This is a genomic window from Bacillus sp. MRMR6 (assembly GCF_001940785.1).
Classification (GTDB): Bacteria; Bacillota; Bacilli; order Bacillales; family Cytobacillaceae; genus Neobacillus.
In genome coordinates, this window is record NZ_MSLS01000070.1 from 1 (window position 1) to 2289 (window position 2289).

Annotated in this window: 3 protein-coding genes; 1 reads left to right on the forward strand and 2 read right to left on the reverse strand. The window is 30.7% G+C overall.

What is annotated here, in order from left to right; translation table 11 throughout:
• On the reverse strand, positions 1-184 hold a 184-nt coding region (locus tag BTR25_RS26480), incomplete at its 3' end, for a helix-turn-helix domain-containing protein (RefSeq protein ID WP_139311358.1).
• Between the two features lie 688 nt (positions 185-872).
• Positions 873-1289, reverse strand: a complete 417-nt coding sequence (locus BTR25_RS26490) for a DUF3888 domain-containing protein (protein ID WP_075690926.1) — start codon at positions 1287-1289, stop codon at positions 873-875.
• Between the two features lie 587 nt (positions 1290-1876).
• On the opposite strand from BTR25_RS26490, the gene BTR25_RS27010 reads away from it, so the two are divergent.
• Positions 1877-2221, forward strand: a complete 345-nt coding sequence (locus BTR25_RS27010; protein WP_083652578.1) for a hypothetical protein — start codon at positions 1877-1879, stop codon at positions 2219-2221.
• The last annotated feature ends 68 nt before the right edge of the window (positions 2222-2289 follow it).

Genomic DNA, 2289 nt, shown 5'->3' on the forward strand with positions numbered 1-2289 from the left:
ATTTCTTTGATTTCTTTGATCTATTACTGGTTGTTTGTACCCATTCAGTTGCTTCATCAAAGTTCATATTCAAATACTTATACACAGTGTTTCTAGAAATATCTAATTTTTTCGCAATGGCTGCAATTTTAAATCCCTGATTTTTGAGTTGATGAATCTCAACATACAATAGTAATTTTTCCACCTTTCAAATCCTCCAGCTAAATATAATGTTATAAAATCATAATAGCTTAGCTGATGATTATTTTGGTAAAAAAGTGTTCATTCCTATCGAGCAGAAACTGTTGATTTTAGTTTAGCAGTTACAACTTGTTATTGTAAATCATTATCTAGATGGTTACCTCAATCCACCCTTTACAAAAGTTGATTTAATAGCAAGTATAATATCTCTATCTATTTTCGTGGTTTTTTTTATTCTATTGGGTAAATTGTATAAACGGTTTTATACCATCTCATTAAGAAATAAGATTTTACTTTCTATCCCAACTTTTATTATTGCTGGCTTAATTACAGGTATTATTATGTCTCACGCTTTTGGTGTAGAGTAACTTTGCTCCTTAAACTCCCTCAGTTTAATACGATTTTCTCGCGAATTCTCGCTTATTCGCAGGATTTCATAACCCTTGAAATAGATTTAACGATTAAATGAAATGAGTTCAGATCATTATGGCTCCGTGAAGGCATAGTTAAATAAAGGAGTCATATAAAACTCCACATTTTACCATATGATGTACATTCTCCACGCCGCCCCTAACGGGTAGCGTTAATGAAAAAAAGTACCGTTAAAAAAGACGGTACTTTTATGGTGAGATTAACAAAAATTCATTTTTGTAAAGCATTAGCATTTTTTTAACTAAGTGTGTTGCAAAAATCTAATGAGTATCTTTTTCATTAACATTCTGTTTATATTGCACTAATTCAACAAAATTACTATCCTTCGGATTAACTCTAAGAGTTATTGAATCAAATTTGAATTTTGATTCTTTCTTGTCATAGTCCTCTACGGTAACAATTGTATTTACTTCATAGCAACTTTTTGGTTCATTTGAAACAATGTAATTTACACCTGTTACTTTAACCCAATTCCACTGCATATCTTTTCCATATTCCTTTGTAATGATTTCGTTTACTTTTGGTCGAACAAAATCCAGTAGAAAATCATTAGCAGTAGCAGGAGTAACGTGTGGTTCTGTTTTGTCCTTTTGAGTTTGATTACCTTCTGCTTTTACAAAAGAAAATGGAGTACAAATTAATATAGCCGTTAAAATAAGTGTTATTGTTTTTTTCATACTATATTCACCTCAACCATAGTTTCTGTTTAAAAGTTTAATTTTATGTATTGTTTTTAAGGTGAATATAACAACTTAATGTAGATTGTGAAAGAGTGTACTTAAACAAACTGGTGCTTTTGTTACATAATTCACTTAAACCTCGGAAAGATAAATAAGAGGTGATTTTGTGAAAAAAATTTGTATATATATAACTGTTTTTTCGTTATGTTTTCTGCTTTCATCAAAATCTGTTGTGGCTGATACTCATCCACGAGAAGTAGTAGATAAATTTATGCAACAGCTCTTAAATAATTAAATAATAAATCTATCGACAGTCTTGTGTTTGATGGAGTTTACATACCCGAAATTAAGAAAGATACGCCAATTGGTAAATACGACATTATATCAACTCCACAAAGAAAAGACACATTGCTGCTTGTGGCATTTTATAAGGGAGAGATAAGGGATGACAGAGTTGCACTTATTTGGGAATTTGTTGTAAAAAATGATAAGATTTCTCGCATTGAAACAATCCATAATGGTACAWTTCCTTTGTTAGAGGAAGCAAACTGGTTAAAGAATATGAGCTTAAGTTCCAAAAAAATGTGTTAGTTCCAGTTAACTTTCCTTTTGAAATAACAGATTTTGACGGTTATCTTGATGATGATTATTTACTTTTAAACTATCGAAGTGAGCCTATTAATGGTATGGTTAAAATTTCAGTTTCTCCTGCTGAACGTCAACTGAATTTTTTTAAAGCTAATCGAGATGAGTTTTACACCTTAAATGATGGGACTGAGGTTTTATACAGAATGAGTGACCCATTAGAATACGGAATTATTTTTCAAAAAGATGGGCTTCAATATAATATTGGGATTGGGAATAAGAAGTACCTAAAGAAAAAGTTTACGGTACATCACCTTCTGCAAATCGCCGAATTAATGAACTGAAATGAGAAGTTATTTAGCTTCTCATTTTTGTTGTTTCGAAGACATATTAAAATCTCTGTATGATTCTG